General features: G+C 70.8%; 21 protein-coding genes. 16 read left to right on the forward strand and 5 right to left on the reverse strand.

Annotation, left to right across the window (positions count from 1 at the left end; all coding sequences use genetic code 11):
- Positions 1-182 precede the first annotated feature (182 nt).
- The 3 genes from ACP7BP_RS09730 to ACP7BP_RS09740 all read left to right on the forward strand — a co-directional run bounded on the left by ACP7BP_RS09730 (position 183) and on the right by ACP7BP_RS09740 (position 3613).
- Positions 183-1160 (forward strand): heme o synthase, encoded by a 978-nt coding sequence (locus ACP7BP_RS09730; protein ID WP_426244393.1) that lies wholly within the window; start codon positions 183-185, stop codon positions 1158-1160.
- A gap of 298 nt (positions 1161-1458) precedes the next feature.
- Positions 1459-2274, forward strand: a complete 816-nt coding sequence (locus ACP7BP_RS09735; protein ID WP_426244785.1) for a glycosyltransferase family 2 protein — start codon at positions 1459-1461, stop codon at positions 2272-2274.
- 148 nt (positions 2275-2422) lie between these two features.
- Complete coding sequence (locus ACP7BP_RS09740; protein WP_426244394.1) at positions 2423-3613, forward strand: hypothetical protein; 1191 nt, start codon at positions 2423-2425, stop codon at positions 3611-3613.
- Here the strand turns inward: ACP7BP_RS09740 and ACP7BP_RS09745 are convergent.
- The 3 genes from ACP7BP_RS09745 to ACP7BP_RS09755 are packed head-to-tail and all read right to left on the reverse strand — an operon-like array spanning position 3504 to position 6123.
- Complete coding sequence (locus tag ACP7BP_RS09745) at positions 3504-4400, reverse strand: COX15/CtaA family protein (protein ID WP_426244395.1); 897 nt, start codon at positions 4398-4400, stop codon at positions 3504-3506. The two genes, ACP7BP_RS09740 and ACP7BP_RS09745, sit on opposite strands and share 110 nt — an antisense overlap.
- 2 nt (positions 4401-4402) lie before the next feature.
- Positions 4403-5182, reverse strand: coding sequence for an ABC transporter permease (locus ACP7BP_RS09750; RefSeq protein WP_426244396.1), 780 nt, complete (start codon positions 5180-5182; stop codon positions 4403-4405).
- Positions 5179-6123 carry an ABC transporter ATP-binding protein gene (locus ACP7BP_RS09755; protein WP_426244397.1) on the reverse strand — a complete coding sequence of 315 codons (945 nt, stop codon included), beginning with the start codon at positions 6121-6123 and terminating at the stop codon, positions 5179-5181. The genes ACP7BP_RS09750 and ACP7BP_RS09755 overlap by 4 nt, the downstream gene beginning before the upstream one ends.
- A gap of 117 nt (positions 6124-6240) precedes the next feature.
- Here ACP7BP_RS09755 and ACP7BP_RS09760 point away from each other — a divergent pair, with 117 nt between their 5' ends.
- The 12 genes from ACP7BP_RS09760 to ACP7BP_RS09815 all read left to right on the forward strand — a co-directional run bounded on the left by ACP7BP_RS09760 (position 6241) and on the right by ACP7BP_RS09815 (position 16372).
- On the forward strand, positions 6241-7215 hold the full coding sequence (locus tag ACP7BP_RS09760; protein WP_426244398.1) for an ATP-binding cassette domain-containing protein: 975 nt from the start codon (positions 6241-6243) through the stop codon (positions 7213-7215).
- Positions 7212-8042: an ABC transporter permease gene (locus tag ACP7BP_RS09765; RefSeq protein ID WP_426244399.1), complete on the forward strand. Its 831-nt coding sequence runs from the start codon at positions 7212-7214 to the stop codon at positions 8040-8042. The genes ACP7BP_RS09760 and ACP7BP_RS09765 overlap by 4 nt, the downstream gene beginning before the upstream one ends.
- 56 nt (positions 8043-8098) lie before the next feature.
- The gene (locus ACP7BP_RS09770; RefSeq protein ID WP_426244400.1) at positions 8099-8782 is read left to right on the forward strand and encodes a helix-turn-helix transcriptional regulator; all 684 of its coding nucleotides are present in this window, start codon (positions 8099-8101) and stop codon (positions 8780-8782) included.
- The gene (gene sufB / locus ACP7BP_RS09775) at positions 8779-10197 is read left to right on the forward strand and encodes a Fe-S cluster assembly protein SufB (protein WP_426244401.1); all 1419 of its coding nucleotides are present in this window, start codon (positions 8779-8781) and stop codon (positions 10195-10197) included. Before ACP7BP_RS09770 ends, sufB begins: the two co-directional genes overlap by 4 nt.
- On the forward strand, positions 10194-11390 hold the full coding sequence (gene sufD, locus ACP7BP_RS09780) for a Fe-S cluster assembly protein SufD (protein WP_426244402.1): 1197 nt from the start codon (positions 10194-10196) through the stop codon (positions 11388-11390). Before sufB ends, sufD begins: the two co-directional genes overlap by 4 nt.
- Positions 11390-11755 carry a non-heme iron oxygenase ferredoxin subunit gene (locus tag ACP7BP_RS09785; protein ID WP_426244403.1) on the forward strand — a complete coding sequence of 122 codons (366 nt, stop codon included), beginning with the start codon at positions 11390-11392 and terminating at the stop codon, positions 11753-11755. Before sufD ends, ACP7BP_RS09785 begins: the two co-directional genes overlap by 1 nt.
- Positions 11752-12510 (forward strand): Fe-S cluster assembly ATPase SufC, encoded by a 759-nt coding sequence (gene sufC, locus ACP7BP_RS09790; protein ID WP_426244404.1) that lies wholly within the window; start codon positions 11752-11754, stop codon positions 12508-12510. Before ACP7BP_RS09785 ends, sufC begins: the two co-directional genes overlap by 4 nt.
- Positions 12511-12622: 112 nt before the next feature.
- Entirely contained in the window at positions 12623-13891 is a 1269-nt protein-coding gene (locus ACP7BP_RS09795; protein WP_426244405.1) for a cysteine desulfurase, read from the forward strand.
- Positions 13891-14343: a Fe-S cluster assembly sulfur transfer protein SufU gene (sufU, locus tag ACP7BP_RS09800; protein WP_426244406.1), complete on the forward strand. Its 453-nt coding sequence runs from the start codon at positions 13891-13893 to the stop codon at positions 14341-14343. The genes ACP7BP_RS09795 and sufU overlap by 1 nt, the downstream gene beginning before the upstream one ends.
- Positions 14336-14710 (forward strand): metal-sulfur cluster assembly factor, encoded by a 375-nt coding sequence (locus ACP7BP_RS09805; RefSeq protein WP_426244407.1) that lies wholly within the window; start codon positions 14336-14338, stop codon positions 14708-14710. Before sufU ends, ACP7BP_RS09805 begins: the two co-directional genes overlap by 8 nt.
- Positions 14711-14736: 26 nt before the next feature.
- Positions 14737-15225, forward strand: coding sequence for an ASCH domain-containing protein (locus tag ACP7BP_RS09810; RefSeq protein WP_426244408.1), 489 nt, complete (start codon positions 14737-14739; stop codon positions 15223-15225).
- A 31-nt stretch (positions 15226-15256) separates the two neighbouring features.
- Positions 15257-16372 (forward strand): carboxylate-amine ligase, encoded by a 1116-nt coding sequence (locus ACP7BP_RS09815; protein ID WP_426244409.1) that lies wholly within the window; start codon positions 15257-15259, stop codon positions 16370-16372.
- A gap of 4 nt (positions 16373-16376) precedes the next feature.
- On the opposite strand, the gene ACP7BP_RS09820 is transcribed toward ACP7BP_RS09815, so the two are convergent.
- Positions 16377-17309, reverse strand: coding sequence for a hypothetical protein (locus ACP7BP_RS09820; protein WP_426244410.1), 933 nt, complete (start codon positions 17307-17309; stop codon positions 16377-16379).
- Between the two features lie 55 nt (positions 17310-17364).
- On the opposite strand from ACP7BP_RS09820, the gene ACP7BP_RS09825 reads away from it, so the two are divergent.
- Positions 17365-17970 carry an acVLRF1 family peptidyl-tRNA hydrolase gene (locus tag ACP7BP_RS09825; protein WP_426244411.1) on the forward strand — a complete coding sequence of 202 codons (606 nt, stop codon included), beginning with the start codon at positions 17365-17367 and terminating at the stop codon, positions 17968-17970.
- Here ACP7BP_RS09825 and ACP7BP_RS09830 read toward each other — a convergent pair.
- Entirely contained in the window at positions 17957-18439 is a 483-nt protein-coding gene (locus ACP7BP_RS09830) for a GbsR/MarR family transcriptional regulator (RefSeq protein WP_426244412.1), read from the reverse strand. The genes ACP7BP_RS09825 and ACP7BP_RS09830 overlap by 14 nt on opposite strands.
- Positions 18440-18449: the final 10 nt, after the last annotated feature.

Here is an 18449-nt window from a genome sequence, read left to right on the forward strand (position 1 = left end):
GCCAGCACGCGGACCGTGTCGACGGCCTTCTGGTCGAGTTCTGTCCAGTCCAGCTGTGACGAGTTGCGGGTCACGGGAATTCCTTCACGGAGGGGGAGGAAGCACGTCGAGGACGAGCCTACTCACGCCCGGGTTTAGACTCGACTCGCGCCCACCGCTCCCCGTTGTCTGTGAGGACCCACGTGACCTACCTCGGCCAGTCGGCCTCCTCGGCCACGCCCTCGGGCGACGAGGGTGGAGGGGTCGAGGGCAGCTCCGGAGGCCCCTCGGTCACGTTCAAGGACGTCCTCGCGGCGTACGTCGGCCTCACCAAGCCACGGGTCATCGAGCTGCTGCTGCTGACGACCGTCCCGGTGATGTTCTTCGCGGCCCGCGGCGTGCCTGCGCTCGGACTGGTCGTGGCCACCGTCGTCGGCGGCACCCTGAGTGCCGGCTCCGCCTCCGCCCTGAACTGCGTCTACGACCGAGACATCGACGAGCAGATGCGGCGCACCCGACGAAGGGCGCTGCCGCGGCACGTGGTCTCGCCCCGGGCGGCGCTCGTCTTCGCGCTGACGCTGGGGGTGCTGAGCACGGTGATCCTGGCGGTGTGGGTCAACCCGCTCTCGGCCACCCTGTCGGTGCTGGCGAACGCCTTCTACGTGCTCGTCTACACGATGCTGCTCAAGCGGCGCACCACCCAGAACATCGTCTGGGGCGGGCTGGCGGGCTGCTTCCCGGCGCTGATCGGCTGGACTGCCGTCACCGGCGAGCTGGCCTGGACTCCCGTCGTGCTGTTCCTGGTGGTCTTCTTCTGGACCCCGCCGCACACGTGGGCGCTCGCCCTGCGCTACCGCGAGGACTACGCCAACGTGTCGGTCCCGATGCTCCCCGTCGTGGCACCGGCCCGTGAGGTCGGGCGCCAGATCGTGATCTACAGCTGGGTGATGGTCGCGACCTCGCTGGTGCTGTGGCCGGTGGCCGGCACCGGCCCGTTCTACCCCGTCGCGGCGGCCGTGCTCGGCGCCGTGTTCCTGGTCGAGGCGCACCGCATGTGGGGGAGGGCCAAGTCGTCGGAGAGCCTGTCGGTGATCGCGCCGATGCGGCTGTTCCACAGCTCCAACCTCTATCTGTCGCTGCTCTTCGTCGCCGTCGCGCTCGACCCGCTGCTCACCCGCTGACCCCGGGTCGCCGGGCGGCCGACCATCTCGGCACACTTGTGTGCGCACACATTTTCTGGGCACACGTGTGGGCACACCTTTTTGGGCTGCCGCCGTAACCCCGGACGTGTGCCGTCGTTGACGGGTGGTTGCGCTCCTCGCTCGGGGATCGGACGCGACACCGAACACAAGCAACACAGGCGATCGACCCAGAAGGTCAACACCTGCAGGAACCACAAGTTCACAAGATCGAAAAGAATCCGGGGGGGTTCAGATGTCCGTGACGAGCGAGCGGATCGAGGCCGGGGGGGTCGCCACAGTGGCGCGCCCAGCCGTTCCGCGAGTCAGCGTCGTGGTGCCCGCGCTCAATGAGGCGCGCCACCTAGAGCTGGTGCTGCCGGCCTTGCCAGCAGTGCACGAAGTGATCCTGGTCGACGGCGGCTCCGTCGACGCCACCGTGTCCACAGCACGACGCCTGAGGCCCGACATCCGGGTGATCAGGCAGGGGCGCGAGGGCCGGGGCGGCGCCCTGGCCGCCGGGTTCGCCGAGGTGACGGGCGACGTCGTGGTGATCCTCGACGCCGACGGTGGCGCCGACCCCGACGAGATCCCGCGCCTGGTCCACGCCCTGGTCGACGGAGCGGACCTCGCCAAGGGCACGCGCTTCCGCGCGGGGAGTGGCAGCCACGGCGTCACCCGCATCCGCCGACTGGGCAACGCCGTCCTCAACCGGCTCGTCAACCGCGTGCACGGCAAGGAGCTCAGCGACCTCTGCTACGGCTTCAGCGCGTTCTGGGCCGACCTGATGCCGGTACTGGGCCTGCCGGACCGCAACCGACCGGCGTCACGCCACGACGCCAGGGTCTGGAGCGACGGCTTCGAGATCGAGACCGTCATCAACTACCGCTTCGCGGTCGCCGGCGCCGCCATCGCGGAGGTGCCGAGCGTCGAGCGGCCCCTGCCCCGGGGGCTCAGCAACCTCCACGCCGTCCCCGACGGGCTGCGCGTGCTCCGGACGCTGGTCACCGAGTGGCAACGAGTACGCGCGGAGAACCACCTGGTGCTGCACCCGTCCGGCCACGACGACGCACGACCCCGGCCGGAGCAGGCGACCCGGGGCACGGTCGCTTCGTGACCGCCCCGGGTCGACCGCTCCACGGGTCGGCCTCGGACACCCTCGCTAGGTCCAGTAGCACGGCGGCGAGCGCCGCGCGGTGCGCCGTCGCGCCGCATCGCCGGACCCGCAACGCCGCCTCGGTCACCGACGGCGTCCGGGGCTCGTGGTGACCAGCCGCCAGGGCGCCGACTCATCCAAGCAGCGGGGGACGCTGCGCGCTCGTCGTCCGTGGCTGCTGCTCGTGGCCGGGGTGGGGACGCTCGCGGTCGCCCTCGCGTCGGTGCTGGCGAGCGACCGGATCGAGCGGATGGGGACGGTCGCGTCGAACGACCGCGGCGGCTGCGTGCCGACCGGCGCCCGCCCGGGGCCGGCGTACGACCAGGGCGTCGACGGCGACTGGACCGACGTCCAGCGCCAGCTGGACGCGGGGGTGCGAGCCGGTTCCTCGATCGTGTCAGCGACCGCCTCGTGGCCCGCCCTTCGACCGACGCCCTCCCGGCCGTACAAGTGGACCGCGCTCGACCGCACCATCGAGCTCGCCCGCGCCGCGGGACAGCGGGTGCGGCTGAGGCTGCTCGGCATGCCGGCCTGGGCGGAGCAGGACGGCAGCGCGACGCCCGGCTCGTCCCGCCCCCCCGTGACCGATGCGGAGCTGGCTGCCTGGGCGGCCTTCGTGTCGGACCTGATGACCCACGTGCGCGGCCGGGTCGACTACGTCGAGATCTGGGACGAGCCGAACTCGCCGGCCTCGTGGCCGACCGGCCCCGACCCACGGGCGTACGCCGCCCTGCTCTACGCCTCCTATCCCGTGGTGAAGCGCATCGACCCGGACGTCGTGGTCATCTCAGGCAGCCTCCGCCGCAACGACCTGGTCTTCCTGAGCGGGCTCTACCAGGCGTTCGACGAGTCCGTGGTGAGCCGGCCCTTCGACATGCTGGGCCTGCACACCTTCGACTCCACGCCGCGGACGCCGGCAGGCACCCCCGTCTGGCCCTACGGCCGCCAGCCCTTCCGCATCGACGGCAGCAACGTCCTCGACCTGCGGCGCGTCCATGCCCTCCTGGGTGAGCACGGGGACGCCCACAAGCACCTCTACCTCAGCGACGTCGCTGACGCGGACGGCGCCACTCCGCCGCACCGGCTGGTCCGGTCCTGGGGGGAGTCCGTCTGTGCGCCGTACGTGTTCGCGCTGTCGTCGAGTCCGCCGCCGGCCCCGGTCGAGGCGACGTCGCAGGGTGGCTCGTTCTTCAGCGACCGGGATGCGGCCGACAGGCCGCAGCGACCCACGTCACGCTCGCAGAGAGAACGGCGGCACCGAGCATGTGGAGCGCCACGACTGCCTCGGGCAGGTCGTTGACGTACTGCACGAAGCCGACGACTCCCTGGGCCAGCTCGACCCCCAGCAGCAGTCCCGCAGCGCGCGCCACCCGGTGGTCGCCGAGGCGGCGGGCCAGGACGAGCAGCCCGACGGTGAGGGCGACCAGGACGTAGACGGCGACCGCGTGCACGTGCGACATCACCTGCGGATCGAGGCCCGTGCGCCGCGAGTCCGCGTCGCCGCTGTGCGGACCGCTGCCGGTGACTACGGTCCCGAGGTAGAGCACGACCCACGCCACGCCGAACACGAGCCAGCCGAGCCGGGTGGTGCGCGCGGCGGCCGCGGTGCGGGCGGGGCCGCGTAGCGCGTCGACCAGCACCACGCACACGCCGATGAGCGCCATCGACACGAGCAGGTGGAGCGAGACGACCCACGGGTTCAGCTCGGTGAGCACCGTGATGCCGCCGATGACCCCTTGGGCGGGTACGCCGAGCGCCACCACGAGCGAGTAGCGCACCGCCAGGCGATGGCCGGCGCCGAGCGCCGCCAGCAGGCAGAGGCCGGCCACGGCGACCAGCACCCAGGTCAGCATCCGGTTGCCGAACTCGATGGCCCCGTGGACGCCGAGCGCGCCGTGCGCGACGTAGGACTCCTCGGTGCACCGCGGCCAGGTCGGGCACCCGAGGCCGGAGTCGGTCAGCCGCACCGCGCCGCCGGTCATGACGATGACGACGTTGACCACCAGGTTGGTGACGGCCAGCGGCCACAGGAACCTGCCCAGCGGCTCCGTCAGTCGTCGGGTCGTGGCTGTGGTCAGGATGGACACTCTCACTCCCAGGAGAAGGTCGTGGCGGTCAGGACGGTCCCGACGGCGGCCCAGGCGAGCAGCACGATCATCGCCCGGCCGTCGAAGGAGCCGTCGATCAGCGCCCCGCGGAGGGCTTCGCCCAGGGTGCCGCTGGGCAGCCACTCGGCGACCTCGCCGAACGCGCCGTACGACGTCGCGGGGATGACCACCGCGCCGCCGGCCATCAGCAGCAGGTAGACGAGGTTGGCGGCCGCCAGGGTGGCCTCGGCCCGCAGCACGCCGGCGACGAAGAGCCCGAGGGAGGCGAAGGCGGCCGTGCCGAGGAGCATCGCCAGCGCGGCGGGTGCGACGACCTCGACGAGGCCTGCCGACGAGGGCTGCCAGCCGAGGAACCAGGCGACCAGCACGATCAGCACCACCTGGAGCGCCTCGACCACCAGCAGGGCAGCGATCTTGCCCAGGAGCAGGCCGTGCCGGGGGAGCGGGGAGGCGCCGAGGCGCTTGATGACGCCGTACCTGCGCTCGAAGCCGGTGGCGATCGCCAGCGAGGTGAACGCGGTGGACATGATCGCCAGCGCGAGCACGCCCGGGGTCAGCACGTCGATGGGCCGCTGGTCGAGGTCGAGTCCCACCCGGTCGACCGCCAGCACCCCACCCACCAGCACCAGGAGCGGGATGACGACGGCCAGCAGGAGCTGCTCGCCGTTGCGCAGCATCAGCCGCGACTCCATGCGGGCCTGCGAGAGCACCTGCCGGCCCAGGGGGGCGGCGCCTGGTGCGGGGGAGAGATCGAGACTCACGGGCGCAGCCCCCGCCCGGTGAGCTCGACGAAGACGTCCTCGAGGTTGCGCTGGCCGAGCGTCAGCGACTCGGGCAGCACGTCGTGCTCCTCGCACCAGCGCGACACGATGCCGAGGGTGGTCGAGTCGGCCGGCCCGGTGACCACCAGGCTCACCTCGTCGAGCTGGGTGACGACGGCGAGCGGTCCGAGCGCGGTGCCGAGCGACTCGGGCGCACCCTCTGGGAAGGGCCTGGTCACCACCAGTCTGATGGTGGCGCTGCCGCCGCCCCGGGTCAGCTCCAACGGCGTGCCCGACACGAGCAGCCGGCCGTGGTCGATGATGTGGATCCGGTCGGCGAGGCGCTCGGCCTCGTCCATCAGGTGGGTGGTCAGCACCACGGTCGCCCCGGCCTCCCGGAGGTCGGTGAGCAGCTCCCAGGTGGCGCGCCGCGCGTGCGGGTCCATGCCGGCGGTCGGTTCGTCGACGAAGACGAGCTCGGGTCGCCCCACGACCGCCATCGCCAGCCCGAGCCGCTGCTGCTGCCCGCCCGAGAGCCTCCGGTACGGCGTCCGGCCGCAGTCGCCGAGCCCGAGGCGCTCGGCCAGCACGTCGACGTCGAGCGGATGGGCGTGCAGCCGGGCGATGTGCTCGAGCATCTCCATCGCCCGGGCGCCCGACCAGGCGCCGGCGCCCTGCAGCATCACGCCGAGTCGGGGAAGCAGCTCTCGGCGGTCGCGCTGCGGGTCCAGCCCGAGGACCCGCACGCTGCCCTGCTGCGGCGTGCGGTAGCCCTCGCAGGTCTCCAGCGTCGTGGTCTTGCCCGCCCCGTTGGGGCCGAGCACCGCCGTGATGGTGCCCCGCTCGACGCCCAGGCTCAGGCCGTCGACGGCCACCTTGTCGGCGTACCGCATCACCAGTCCGTCGACACTGACGGCGAGGTCGGACGGGGGGCCGGGCACGCGTCGAGTCTAGGGTCGCGACGTCGCGCGACCGCGCTCGGGTCGAGCGCCGCGACAGCGCGGATGGACGGCGAATAGCCGTTCCGGAATGTCGGTGGCCACGCCTACGCTCCGGGCATGACGTCCACACCGGCCATCGAGGCCGACAACCTCGTGAAGCACTTCGACGACAAGGTGGCTGTCGACGGGGTCAGCTTCTCCGTGCCCGAAGGCACCGTGCTGGGCCTCCTGGGGCCCAACGGCGCCGGCAAGACGACGACCGTCCGGATGATGACCACGCTCTCCCGCCCGACCAGCGGCACGGCCCGCGTCGCCGGTCACGACGTCCTGGAGGATCCCCGCGCCGTGCGCCGCAGCATGGGTCTCACGGGCCAGGCCGCGACCGTCGACGAGCTGCTCACCGGGCGTGAGAACATCCGCCTCATCGGCGGCCTCTACGGCCTGTCTCCGACCTACATCAAGCGGGCGAGCGACGACCTGCTCGAGCGCTTCTCGCTCGCCGATGCCGGCGACCGGATCGTGAAGACGTACTCCGGCGGCATGCGGCGCCGGCTCGACCTCGCGGTGAGCCTGGTGGCGATCCCGCCGGTGCTGTTCCTCGACGAGCCGACCACGGGGCTCGACCCCCGCAGCCGGGTCGAGCTGTGGGACGTCCTGCGCGGGCTGGTGCGGGAGGGCACCACCTTGCTGCTCACCACGCAGTACCTCGAGGAGGCAGACCAGCTCGCCGACCAGATCGTGGTGATCGACCGCGGCCAGGTCATCGAGCAGGGCACGGCGTTCGAGCTGAAGAACCGGTCCGGCCAGTCGGCCGTGGTGGTGACCGTCTCGGAGGCAGCCGACCTGCCCCGCGCGGAAGCGCTGCTGCGTCAGGTGGTCGACGAGGTGCACATCGACCAGGGCGCCCGCCAGCTCACCGCCCCGGCCGACGGCCTGCGCGCGATGACGCGCATCGCGGGCATCTTCGACGACAGCGACATCGACCTCGACGACCTCGGTCTCAAGCGGCCGAGTCTCGACGACGTCTTCCTGCGCCTCACCGGCCACCGCGCCGAGGAGCCGACCGACCAGACCGAGGAGGTCGCCTCGTGACCGCCCAGATCGAGCGCCCCGAGATCCGCGACACCGGCCTCCTGAGGCAGTCGCTGACCATCACGCGCCGCAACCTCATCCACATCAAGCGGATGCCCGAGATGCTGCTCGACGTCACCATCCAGCCGGTGATGTTCGTGCTCCTGTTCGCCTTCGTCTTCGGCGGCTCGATCGCCGTCGAGGGCTCGCCCGAGGGCTACCGGGAGTGGCTGATGGGCGGGATCATGGGCCAGACGATCGCCTTCGCGTCGTTCATCGTGGCGGTCGGGCTCACCGCCGACATCGACAAGGGCATCGTCGACCGGATGCGCTCGCTGCCCATCAACCCCGCCGCCGTGCTGGTCGGCCGCAGCATCTCGAGCCTTATGCACTCCAGCATCGGCATCGTGATCATGTCGCTGACGGGCCTGGTCGTCGGCTGGCGCATCCGCGGCAGCGTCCTCGACGCCGTCCTCGCCTACGTCCTGCTGCTGCTGTGGGGCTTCGCGATGATCTGGCTGGGCATCCTCGTCGGCTCGGCGATGCGGTCGGTCGAGGCGGTCAACGGGCTGATGTTCGCGACCATGTTCCCGATCACGTTCCTCGCCAACACGTTCGCCCCCACGGAGAACATGCCCGCGGTGCTGCGCACGATCGCCGAGTGGAACCCCATCTCCTCCCTGGTCCAGGCCGTGCGTGAGCTGTGGGGGAACACCGGTCCGGCTCCCGACAGCGCGGCCCTGCCGCTGCAGCACCCGGTGCTGACGACCCTGATCTGGACCATCGGGCTGACCGCCGTGCTGGCGCCGCTGGCCCTGCGCGCCTTCCAGCGCCGCACCATGACCTGACCGAGTAAGGGTCACCTTGCTTGAACCACCGGAATCATTAACGGCACACTGATGTTGTGGAATTCGTGGAGGGACACCAGGACGAGCCGACGCGCCAGCGCGTCGCGCGCTCGATCCTGGACAACGGACCCTCCACGGCGGCGGCGCTCGCCGAGCGCCTGGACCTGACTCCGGCCGCCGTTCGACGCCACCTCGACCACCTCGTCGAGCAGGGCGCGGTCACCGCCGCCGAGCAGCGGGTCTACGGCGCCCGCGGCCGCGGCCGTCCGGCCAAGGTGTTCGCCCTGACCGACGCGGGCCGCGACGAGTTCGACCAGCAGTACGACGACCTGGCGGTCGCGGCGCTGCGCTACGTCGCCGAGACCTCGGGCGACGAAGGCGTGATGGAGTTCGCCCGTCGCCGGGTGGCCTTCATCGAGCGCGACTGCGAGCTGCTGCTCGCCGAGCAGCCCGACCTGTCGCCGGCCCAGGCGCTGGCGCAGGTCCTCACCACCGGCGGCTACGCCGCCACCATCCGTCAGTTCCCCGTCGTGGGCCAGGCAGCGGGGGAGCAGCTGTGCCAGCAGCACTGCCCGGTGTCCCACGTCGCCCACGAGTTCCCCCAGCTGTGCGAGGCCGAGACCGAGGCCATCGGCCGCGTGCTCGGCACCCACGTGCAGCGGCTCGCCACGATCGCCCACGGCGACGGCGTGTGCACGACCTGCATCCCGAGTGTTTCCACCGACAAGGAGAAGCGATGACCTCCATCGAAGAGCTCAACCCCGAACTGAAGGGCATCGGCCGCTACCAGTTCGGCTGGGCCGACAGCGACGACGCCGGCGCCACGGCGAAGCGCGGTCTCAACGAGGACGTCGTCCGTGACATCTCCAGCAAGAAGAACGAGCCGCAGTGGATGCTCGACCTGCGCCTGAAGGGCCTCAAGCTCTTCCACCGCAAGCCGATGCCGACGTGGGGCTCGGACCTGTCGACGATCGACTTCGACAACATCAAGTACTTCGTCCGGTCCAGCGAGAAGCAGGCCACCTCGTGGGAGGACCTGCCCGAGGACATCAAGAACACCTACGACAAGCTCGGCATCCCCGAGGCCGAGAAGCAGCGCCTCGTCGCCGGCGTCGCGGCCCAGTACGAGTCCGAGGTCGTCTACCACTCGATCCGTGAGGACCTCGAGGAGCAGGGCGTCCTCTTCCTCGACACCGACACCGCGCTGCGTGAGCAGCCCGAGCTCTTCCAGGAGTACTTCGGCACCGTCATCCCGGTCGGCGACAACAAGTTCGCCGCGCTGAACACCTCGGTATGGTCGGGTGGCTCGTTCATCTACGTGCCGAAGGGCGTGCACGTCGACATCCCGCTGCAGGCCTACTTCCGTATCAACACCGAGAACATGGGCCAGTTCGAGCGGACGCTGATCATCGTCGACGAGGACGCCTACGTGCACTACGTCGAGGGCTGCACGGCCCCGATCTACTCCTCCGACTCGCTGCACTCCGCGGTCGTGGAGATCATCGTGAAGAAGGGTGGCCGGTGCCGCTACACGACCATCCAGAACTGGTCGAACAACGTCTACAACCTCGTCACCAAGCGGGCCACCTGTGAGGCCGGCGCCACCATGGAGTGGGTCGACGGCAACATCGGCTCGAAGGTGACGATGAAGTACCCCGCCATCTACCTGATGGGCGAGCACGCCAAGGGCGAGACGCTCTCGATCGCGTTCGCGGGCGAGGGCCAGCACCAGGACGCCGGCGCCAAGATGGTGCACGCGGCGCCCAACACGTCCAGCTCCATCCTGTCCAAGTCCGTCGCGCGCGGCGGTGGCCGGACGTCGTACCGCGGGCTGATCCAGATCAACGAGGGCGCGCACGGCTCGAAGTCCAACGTGCTGTGCGACGCGCTGCTGGTCGACCAGATCAGCCGCAGCGACACCTACCCCTACGTCGACATCCGCGAGGACGACGTGTCCATGGGCCACGAGGCGAGCGTCTCGAAGGTCTCCGACGACCAGCTCTTCTACCTCATGTCACGGGGCATGGAGCAGGACGAGGCGATGGCGATGATCGTGCGCGGCTTCGTCGAGCCGATCGCCAAGGAGCTGCCGATGGAGTACGCCCTGGAGCTCAACCGACTGATCGAACTGCAGATGGAGGGTGCTGTCGGATGACGGCCACTGTTGAGAGCGTCCGCGACTCCCTGGAGATGGCCCAGCCGTCGGCCGTGGAGTCGCACCTGCACCCGGAGGGGTCCTTCGACGTCTCCGACCACCAGGTGCCGAACGGACGCGAGGAGATCTGGCGCTTCACTCCGCTGAAGCGGCTGCACGACCTGCATGCCGACGCCGCGTTCAACCCCACCACCGTCGCGAGCACCTGGAACACCCCCGCGGGCGTCCGGGTGGCGGCGGTCGACGGCGACGAGGCGCGAGCCCTGCGCGGCATCAGCGGCCTCGTGCCCAACAGCCGCTTCAGCGCCCGGGTGCTGGCCGAGGTGCCGGCGACGCTGCTGGTCGACGTACCCGCCGAGGCCGACATCTCCGAGCCCGTGGTGGTGCAGCTCGTCGGCAGCGACGCCACCAACACCGAGGCCGGGCACGTCGCGCTGCGCTTCGGCCGGCACTCGCGGGCCACCGTCGTGCTCAACCACACCGGCAGCGCCGCGCTGGCGCAGGTCGTGGAGGTGCAGGTCGGCGACGGCGCGCAGGTGACCGTCGTGTCGATCCAGGACTGGGCCGACGACGCCGTCCACCTCACCCACACGCAGGCGGTCGTGGGTCGCGACGCGTCCTACAAGCACGCCGCGATCTCCTTCGGCGGCGACGTGGTGCGCATGGACGCCAACGTGACGTACGGCGGCCCCGGCGGCTCCGCGGAGCTGCTCGGCCTCTACTTCGCCGACGCCGGGCAGCACATCGAGCACCGCCTCTTCGCCGACCACAACGCGCCGCGCACCAAGAGCAACGTGTCCTACAAGGGCGCGCTCCAGGGCGCGAAGGCGCACACGGTGTGGGTCGGCAACGTGCTGATCCGCAAGGTGGCCGAGGGGATCGAGACCTTCGAGGAGAACCGCAACCTGGTGCTCACCGACGGCTGCCAGGCCGACTCGGTGCCCAACCTGGAGATCGAGACGGGCGAGATCGAGGGTGCCGGCCACGCGTCGGCGACCGGTCGCTTCGACGACAACCAGCTGTTCTACCTGCGCTCTCGCGGCATCGACGAGAAGGAGGCGCGCCGACTCGTCGTGCACGGCTTCTTCAACGACCTGATCCGCAAGATCGGCGTGCCCGAGATCGAGGAGCGGCTGGTGACCACCGTCGAGGCCGAGCTCTCGAAGAACGTCACCGGAAAGACGCTCATCTGATGGCCTTCGAACGAGCCTGCGCGCTCGCCGACCTGCGCGAGGACGAGGCCCTGGGCGTGACGGTCGCCGGTCAGGACGTCGCCGTCGCCCGGCACGGCGAGGAGGTCTTCGCGATCGAGGACATGTGCAGCCATGCTGCAGTCGCCCTCTCGGAGGGCGAGGTCTCCTCGGAGATCGGCGGGGACTGCACCGTCGAGTGCTGGCTGCACGGCTCGCGCTTCGACCTCCGCACCGGCAAGCCCACCGGCCTGCCCGCCACCGAGCCGGTGGCCACCTTCCCCGTCGACGTGCGCGCCAATCCAGACGGCACCAGCGACGTCTTCGTCGACATCCAGTCCACCCTGAATGGAGTGACACCCGCATGAGCACCCTGGAGATCACCGACCTGCACGTCTCGGTCGATACCGAGGACGGCCCCAAGGAGATCCTGAAGGGCGTCACGCTGACCATCAAGGACGGCGAGACGCACGCGATCATGGGCCCCAACGGCTCGGGCAAGTCCACGCTGGCCTACTCGATCGCCGGCCACCCCAAGTACACCGTCACCGGCGGCACCGTCACCCTCGACGGCGAGGACGTGCTGAGCATGTCCGTCGACGAGCGGGCGCGCGCCGGCCTGTTCCTCGCCATGCAGTACCCCGTCGAGGTCCCGGGCGTCTCGGTGTCGAACTTCCTGCGCACCGCCAAGACCGCCATCGACGGCGAGGCTCCCAAGCTGCGGACCTGGGTCAAGGACGTGAACGGCACGCTCGAGAAGCTCGACCTCGACCCCAGCTTCGCCTCCCGCTCCGTCAACGAGGGCTTCTCCGGCGGTGAGAAGAAGCGCCACGAGATCGCCCAGCTCGAGCTGCTCGACCCGAAGGTCGCCGTCCTCGACGAGACCGACTCCGGCCTGGACATTGACGCGCTCAAGGTGGTCTCCGAGGGCGTCAACCGCTTCGCCGGCAAGGGCGACAAGGGTGTCCTGCTGATCACCCACTACACACGCGTGCTGCGCTACATCAAGCCCGACTTCGTGCACGTCTTCGTCGACGGCAAGATCGCCGAGCAGGGCGGCCCCGAGCTGGCCGACCAGCTTGAGGCCGAGGGCTACGACAAGTACACATCGGCGCTGCGATAAGCGGCACTGGGCTGCGTTGTCGTCACTCGACGGCCCGCTCCGCTCAAAGGCCGCCTTCGCTCCTCCGCCTTACCCAGCACCACTTCTCACAACGCCGAGAAAGGATCGGAAGATGATCGAGGGACTGCTCCCTGAGCTGGACGTGATCCGCAAGGACTTCCCGATCCTCGATCGCAGCCTCCCCGGAGGGGTTCCGCTGGTCTACCTGGACAGCGCGAACACCTCCCAGAAGCCGCAGGTCGTGATCGACACCATGGTCGACCACCTCGAGCACCACAACGCCAACATCGCGCGGGCGATGCACGTGCTGGGTGCCGAGGCGACCGCCGCCTTCGAGTCGGCGCGCGACCGGGTCGCCGACTTCATCAAGGCGCCGTCGCGCGACGAGGTGATCTTCACCAAGAACGCCTCGGAGGCGCTCAACCTGGTGGCGAACACGCTGGCCTGGAAGGGTCCGTACCAGCTCGGCGAGGGCGACGAGGTCGTCATCACCGAGATGGAGCACCACTCCAACATCGTGCCGTGGCAGCTGGTCACCGAGCGCACCGGCGCGACGCTGCGCTGGTTTGGGCTGACCGACGACGGCCACCTCGATCTCTCCAACATCGACGACCTCCTCACCGAGCGCACCAAGGTGGTCTCCCTGACCTGGGTGTCGAACATGCTCGGCACGATCAACCCGGTCGCCGAGATCACCCGGCGGGCCCACGAGGTGGGCGCGCTGGTCGTGGTCGACGCGTCGCAGGCGGCCCCGCAGCTGCCCGTCGACCTGCAGTCGTTCGACGCCGAGTCGCGCCCCGACTTCCTGGCCTTCACCGGCCACAAGGTGGTCGGCCCGACCGGCATCGGCGTCCTGTGGGGACGGCGCGAGGCGCTCGAGGCGCTGCCGCCGTTCCTGGGTGGCGGCGAGATGATCGAGACCGTGCGGATGGCGGGCTCGACGTACGCCGGGATTCCGCACAAGTTCGAGGCCGGTACGCCGCCCATCGTCGAGGCGGTGGGCCTGGGCGCGGCGGTCGACTACCTCGACCACGTCGGCATGGAGGCCATCCACCGGCACGAGCAGGCCGTCACCGGGTACGCCCTCGACGGTCTGGCCACCGTGCCGGGGCTGACGGTCCTCGGTCCGCTCGACCCCGCCCAGCGTGGCGGCGCCATCGCGTTCGAGCTCGAGGGCGTGCATCCCCACGACGTGGCGACGGTGCTCGACACCCGCGGCATCGCCGTTCGTGCCGGTCACCACTGTGCCAAGCCGGCCCACGCCCGCTACGGCGTGCAGAGCTCGGTGCGGATGTCGTCGTACCTCTACACGACTCCCGCCGAGATCGACGCGCTCGTCGAGGGCCTGCACTACACCCGCGACTACTTCAAGGTGAGCTGATGTCTGCCGAGCTCGACTCGCTCTACCAGGAGATCATCCTGGACCACTACAAGCATCCGCACCATGCGGGCCTGCGCGACCCGTTCGAGGCCGAGGTGCACCACGTCAACCCGACCTGCGGTGACGAGGTGACCCTGCGGGTGCACGTCACCGACGGCACCGTCGCCGACGTGTCGTACGACGCGGTCGGCTGCTCCATCTCCCAGGCGTCGGCCTCGGTGATGGCCGACCTGGTCATCGGCAAGCCGGTGGACGAGGCGATGGAGATCCACCAGAGCTTCCTGACCCTGATGCAGGGCAAGGGCCAGGTGGAGCCCGACGAGGACGTGCTCGAGGACGGCATCGCCTTCGCCGGAGTCGCGAAGTTCCCGGCGCGCGTGAAGTGCGCCCTACTCTCATGGATGGCCTGGAAAGACGCCACCGCCCAAGCCCAGGAGGACTCACATGTCTGAAGCAAGCATCGACCACAGCGACCTGCCCGACGTGCCGGAGGCGAGCGGAGCGGTCTCGACGGTCTCGATCGACGACGTGACCGAGGCGATGAAGGACGTCGTCGACCCCGAGCTCGGCATCAACGTCGTCGACCTCGGCCTCGTCTACGACGTGCACCTGGACGAGGGCAGCAACGTGGTCCTCGACATGACCCTGACCTCGGCCGCCTGTCCGCTGACCGACGTGATCATGGACCAGACCAACCAGGCCCTGGAGGGCCTCGTCAACGACGTGGCCATCAACTGGGTCTGGATGCCGCCGTGGGGTCCCGACAAGATCACGCCCGACGGTCGCGAGCAGCTGCGCGCCCTGGGCTTCAACGTCTGAGCCGATCGATGGCTAGGCTCGGGCCCGTGAAGACCCCCGTCGAGGCGTTCTGGGAGCTGGCCCGTTTCCACGCCAAGCTCAACAGCGCGCCGTCGTACTTCGGGCCGACGACCCTCGAGGTCGTGCCGCCCCCGGCCTGGTCCTTCGGCGCCACCCCGGAGCACGCCGACGAGCTGCTGGCGCTGGTCCTGGACGGCACCAAGACCGCGACGGCGAGTGCGCTGTGGGAGTTCGACGAGGACGAGCAGATGCCGGAGCGCGGCACGCTCAGCATCCTGCTCGATGGGGCCGGCCACCCCCGGGCCCTGGTCGAGGCCACCGACGTCTCGGTGGTGCCGTTCGACGAGGTGACCGAGGAGCACGCGTTCCTCGAGGGCGAGGGCGATCGCACCCTGGCCCAGTGGCGCGACGTCCACGAGCGCTACTTCACCGAGGTCGCCGCTCCCGAGCGGGGCTTCAGTCCGGACATGCCGGTCGTCCTCGAGCGCTTCAGGGTCGTCTATCAGGCCGGGTGACCCGGCCGCCGCAGCCGGTGAGGACGTGCTGGTGCGGACGGTCGGGGTGGAAGAGGAGCTGCTGGTCGTCGACGAGAGCGGGAAGCCGCGCGCCGTCGCTGTCGCGGCACTGAGCGGCATCGAGACGCCCGACGAGGGCGCCCAGGACGGCCACACCGACGACGAGGTCACCGGCGCCGTCGTGGGCGAGCTGATGCTCCAGCAGCTGGAGACCGGCACCCGGCCGTGCCGCACCCTCTCGGAGCTGTCCGACGAGCTGGCGACGTGGCGCCGGCGGGCCGACGAGGCGGCAGGCGTCGCCGGCTGTCGGGCGGTCGCGCTCGCGACCTCGCCGGTGCCCGTCGTACCCGAGACCACGTCGTCGCCGCGCTATCGACGGATGGCGGAGGAGTTCGGGCTGACCCAGGCGGAGCAGCTCGTCTGCGGCTGCCACGTGCACGTCTCCGTCGAGTCCGACGAGGAGGGCGTGGCGGTGCTGGACCGGATCCGGGGCTGGCTCCCGGTGCTCGTCGCGCTGTCGGCCAACTCGCCCTACTGGCAGGGGCTCGACACGGGCTACGCCAGCTTCCGGTCGCAGGTGTGGCGGCGCTGGCCGTCGGCCGGCCCGACCGAGGTGTTCGGGTCCGCGGAGACCTACCGGGGCGCGGTTCACGCGATGGTCGCGACCGGCACCGTGCTCGACGAGGGCATGGTCTACTTCGACGCCCGGCTCTCCCGCAGCTACCCCACGGTCGAGGTGCGCGTCGCCGACGTCTGCCCGGACCGTGAGGTGACCGTGATGGTCGCCGCGCTCGTCAGAGGTCTCGTGAGCACGGCCGCAGCCGACTGGCGTGCCGGCACGCCGGCCCCGGCCGTCTCGACGACGATGATCGGTCTGGCCACCTGGCGGGCCGGCCGCGCCGGCCTCCTCGGCGACCTGGTCGACGTCTTCACGGGCAGGCCCCGCCCGGCAGCCGAGGTGGTGGGCGCGCTCCTCGGCCACGTGCGCCCGGCCCTCGACGCGATGGGCGACACCGAGCGCGTGGAGGGTGTGGTGGCCAGGCTCCTCCGGGACGGTACGGCGGCCGACCGGCAGCGCGCGGTGATGGCCGAGACGGGCGAGCTCTCCGCCGTGGTGCGTGACCTGGTCGAGCTCACGCACCGCTGACGTCTCAGCCCGCGTAGACCGGTAGCGGCGGGTCCCAGGTGAGGGGCACGTGGGGCGCCATGTCCCCGGTCTCGCCGTCCGGCCAGGTCCCGGTGCCGACGTACGTCGTCGCGCCGAGCTCGACGCGCACCGTGTACGTGAACGGACCCGGGCCGACGTCGATCGCGCTTCGGCCGACGTCGTCGCCGGCCCGGAACATCAGGTCGCCCGCGCTCAGACAGCTCTTGCCGCGGCGGGCCTGCAGGTCGACCGAGCGACCCGTGGAGCCGGTGACCGTGATGGCGACGGAGGCGGGGGAGTAGACCCGGTCCAGGTCGCGCAGGTAGACCTCGACGCCGTAGCTGTCGAGCTCACCGTCGTGGTCGGCGAGCACCGCGGCGCTGCCCCGCGCACGTACCGGGAGCCGACCGTCGGACGGCGTACGCCACTGGATCGTCGTGACGGCGTCGCCGCCCTCGCGGCCGCGGCCGAAGATGTCCACGGCCCACAGCCCCGCCGGCCCCGCCGGGTCGATCCGGAACGTGCGAGGACCGAGCTTCTCGGCCGCCACCGTGATCCGGCGCGGACACGCGACGTCGAGCTCGCGGAACGTCACGCTCTCGAAGTCCCATCCAGGCAGGTCGAAGCCGAAGGTCACGGCCGCCGCACCGCCCACGTCGGGCAGGGCGTCGTCGTCGGGTGCACCGTCGTAGCAGCCGGTGCCGGCGCACGCCGTCCACGGCTTCAGGTCGAGCTGCTCGCCGCCGGCGGTGACCACGTGGAACTCGGGTGGCGCGTCGATCGAGTACGACGACGCTCGCTGCAGCGGGGGGAGGCGCACGCCCATCTCGGGGGAGGCCACGGCTGAGGAGTCGTCACCCGGTCCCGGGCCGGCCACGGTAGCCGTGCCGCACCCGGCCAGCGCGAGAAGGAGGGGCACGATCAGGAGACGACGCATGGTGCTCCGACGGGCGCCGGGCCGAGGTGGTTCCGTGGCTCGCTAGCCTCGCTGCGTGGCCACCCTCCTGCTCGCTCCATCCCGGCTCGCGCGCTGGGTCGAGAACTTCGGGACGCGCCACGGCGACACCGCGCTCACGGTCGCGGACGGCGGGCTGGCCGGTGTCGCGGTCGACGGCTCGACCTTCACCGCCCGCCTGCCCTTCGCCACGGCGTACGACGGTGAGGCCGAGGTTGCCGCCTTCCTGGCCGCGGCCGAGGCTCCGGCCCTGTGGGGCGTGCTGCTGGTGCGCAAGGGAGGGTTCGCCGTGGCCCGGATGGCGGGTGACGCGATGGTCGAGCACAAGATCGGCCAGCGGCACGTGCAGGGGCGCACCAAGGCCGGTGGACAGAGCCAGCAGCGGTTCGCCCGGCGGCGCGACAACCAGGCTCGTCAGGCCTACGAGGCGGCCGCCGAGCACGCCGCCAGCATCCTGACCGGGGTCCCGCTCGCGGTCACCGGGGGAGACCATGCCGCGGTCGAGGAGGTGCTCTCCGACCGCCGGCTGGGCCGGCTCGCCGTCGTGGGGCCGTGGCTGCCCGTCCCGGACCCGAAGCGAGCCGTGCTCGACCAGGCGATCGTCGACGCCGCCTCGATCGTCCTCGAGGTCACGAACGCCTGAGCTCACGCTCGATCTGCCCGCGGCGCTTCTCCCAGCGGGTGGCCATCGAGGTCATCTCGGTGTCGACGAAGGCGAGGAACTCGCGCATCAGCATCAGCCTGTGTCGCGCATCGGAGCCGGCTTCGAGGCCGTCGACGGCGTCGTCGAGCGCCACGAACATCGGGGCGTACAGCGTGTCCTTCGACAGGAGTGCGCTGTGCAGGGCGTCGTCGTCGACGACGTACACGTCACGGCGCGAGCCCCGCTCGCGCTCGCGATGGACGAAGTGGATCTGCGCGAGGAACTTCACCGCGCCCGAGACGGCTGCTGGGCTCACCTCGAGCGTCTCGCCGAGCTCCGCGGCGGTCATCCGGCCGTCCTCGTCGACGCAGAGCGCGGCGAAGACGCGCGAGGGCAGGCGCGGGAGGCCGGCGTTCGTGAGGGCCCCCCCCATCCGCTCGATGAACTGCTCCGCGGGATCTCGTGGCATGTGGTCACCC

This window comes from Nocardioides sp. LHG3406-4 (assembly GCF_049897745.1).
Lineage (GTDB): Bacteria > Actinomycetota > Actinomycetes > Propionibacteriales > Nocardioidaceae > Nocardioides.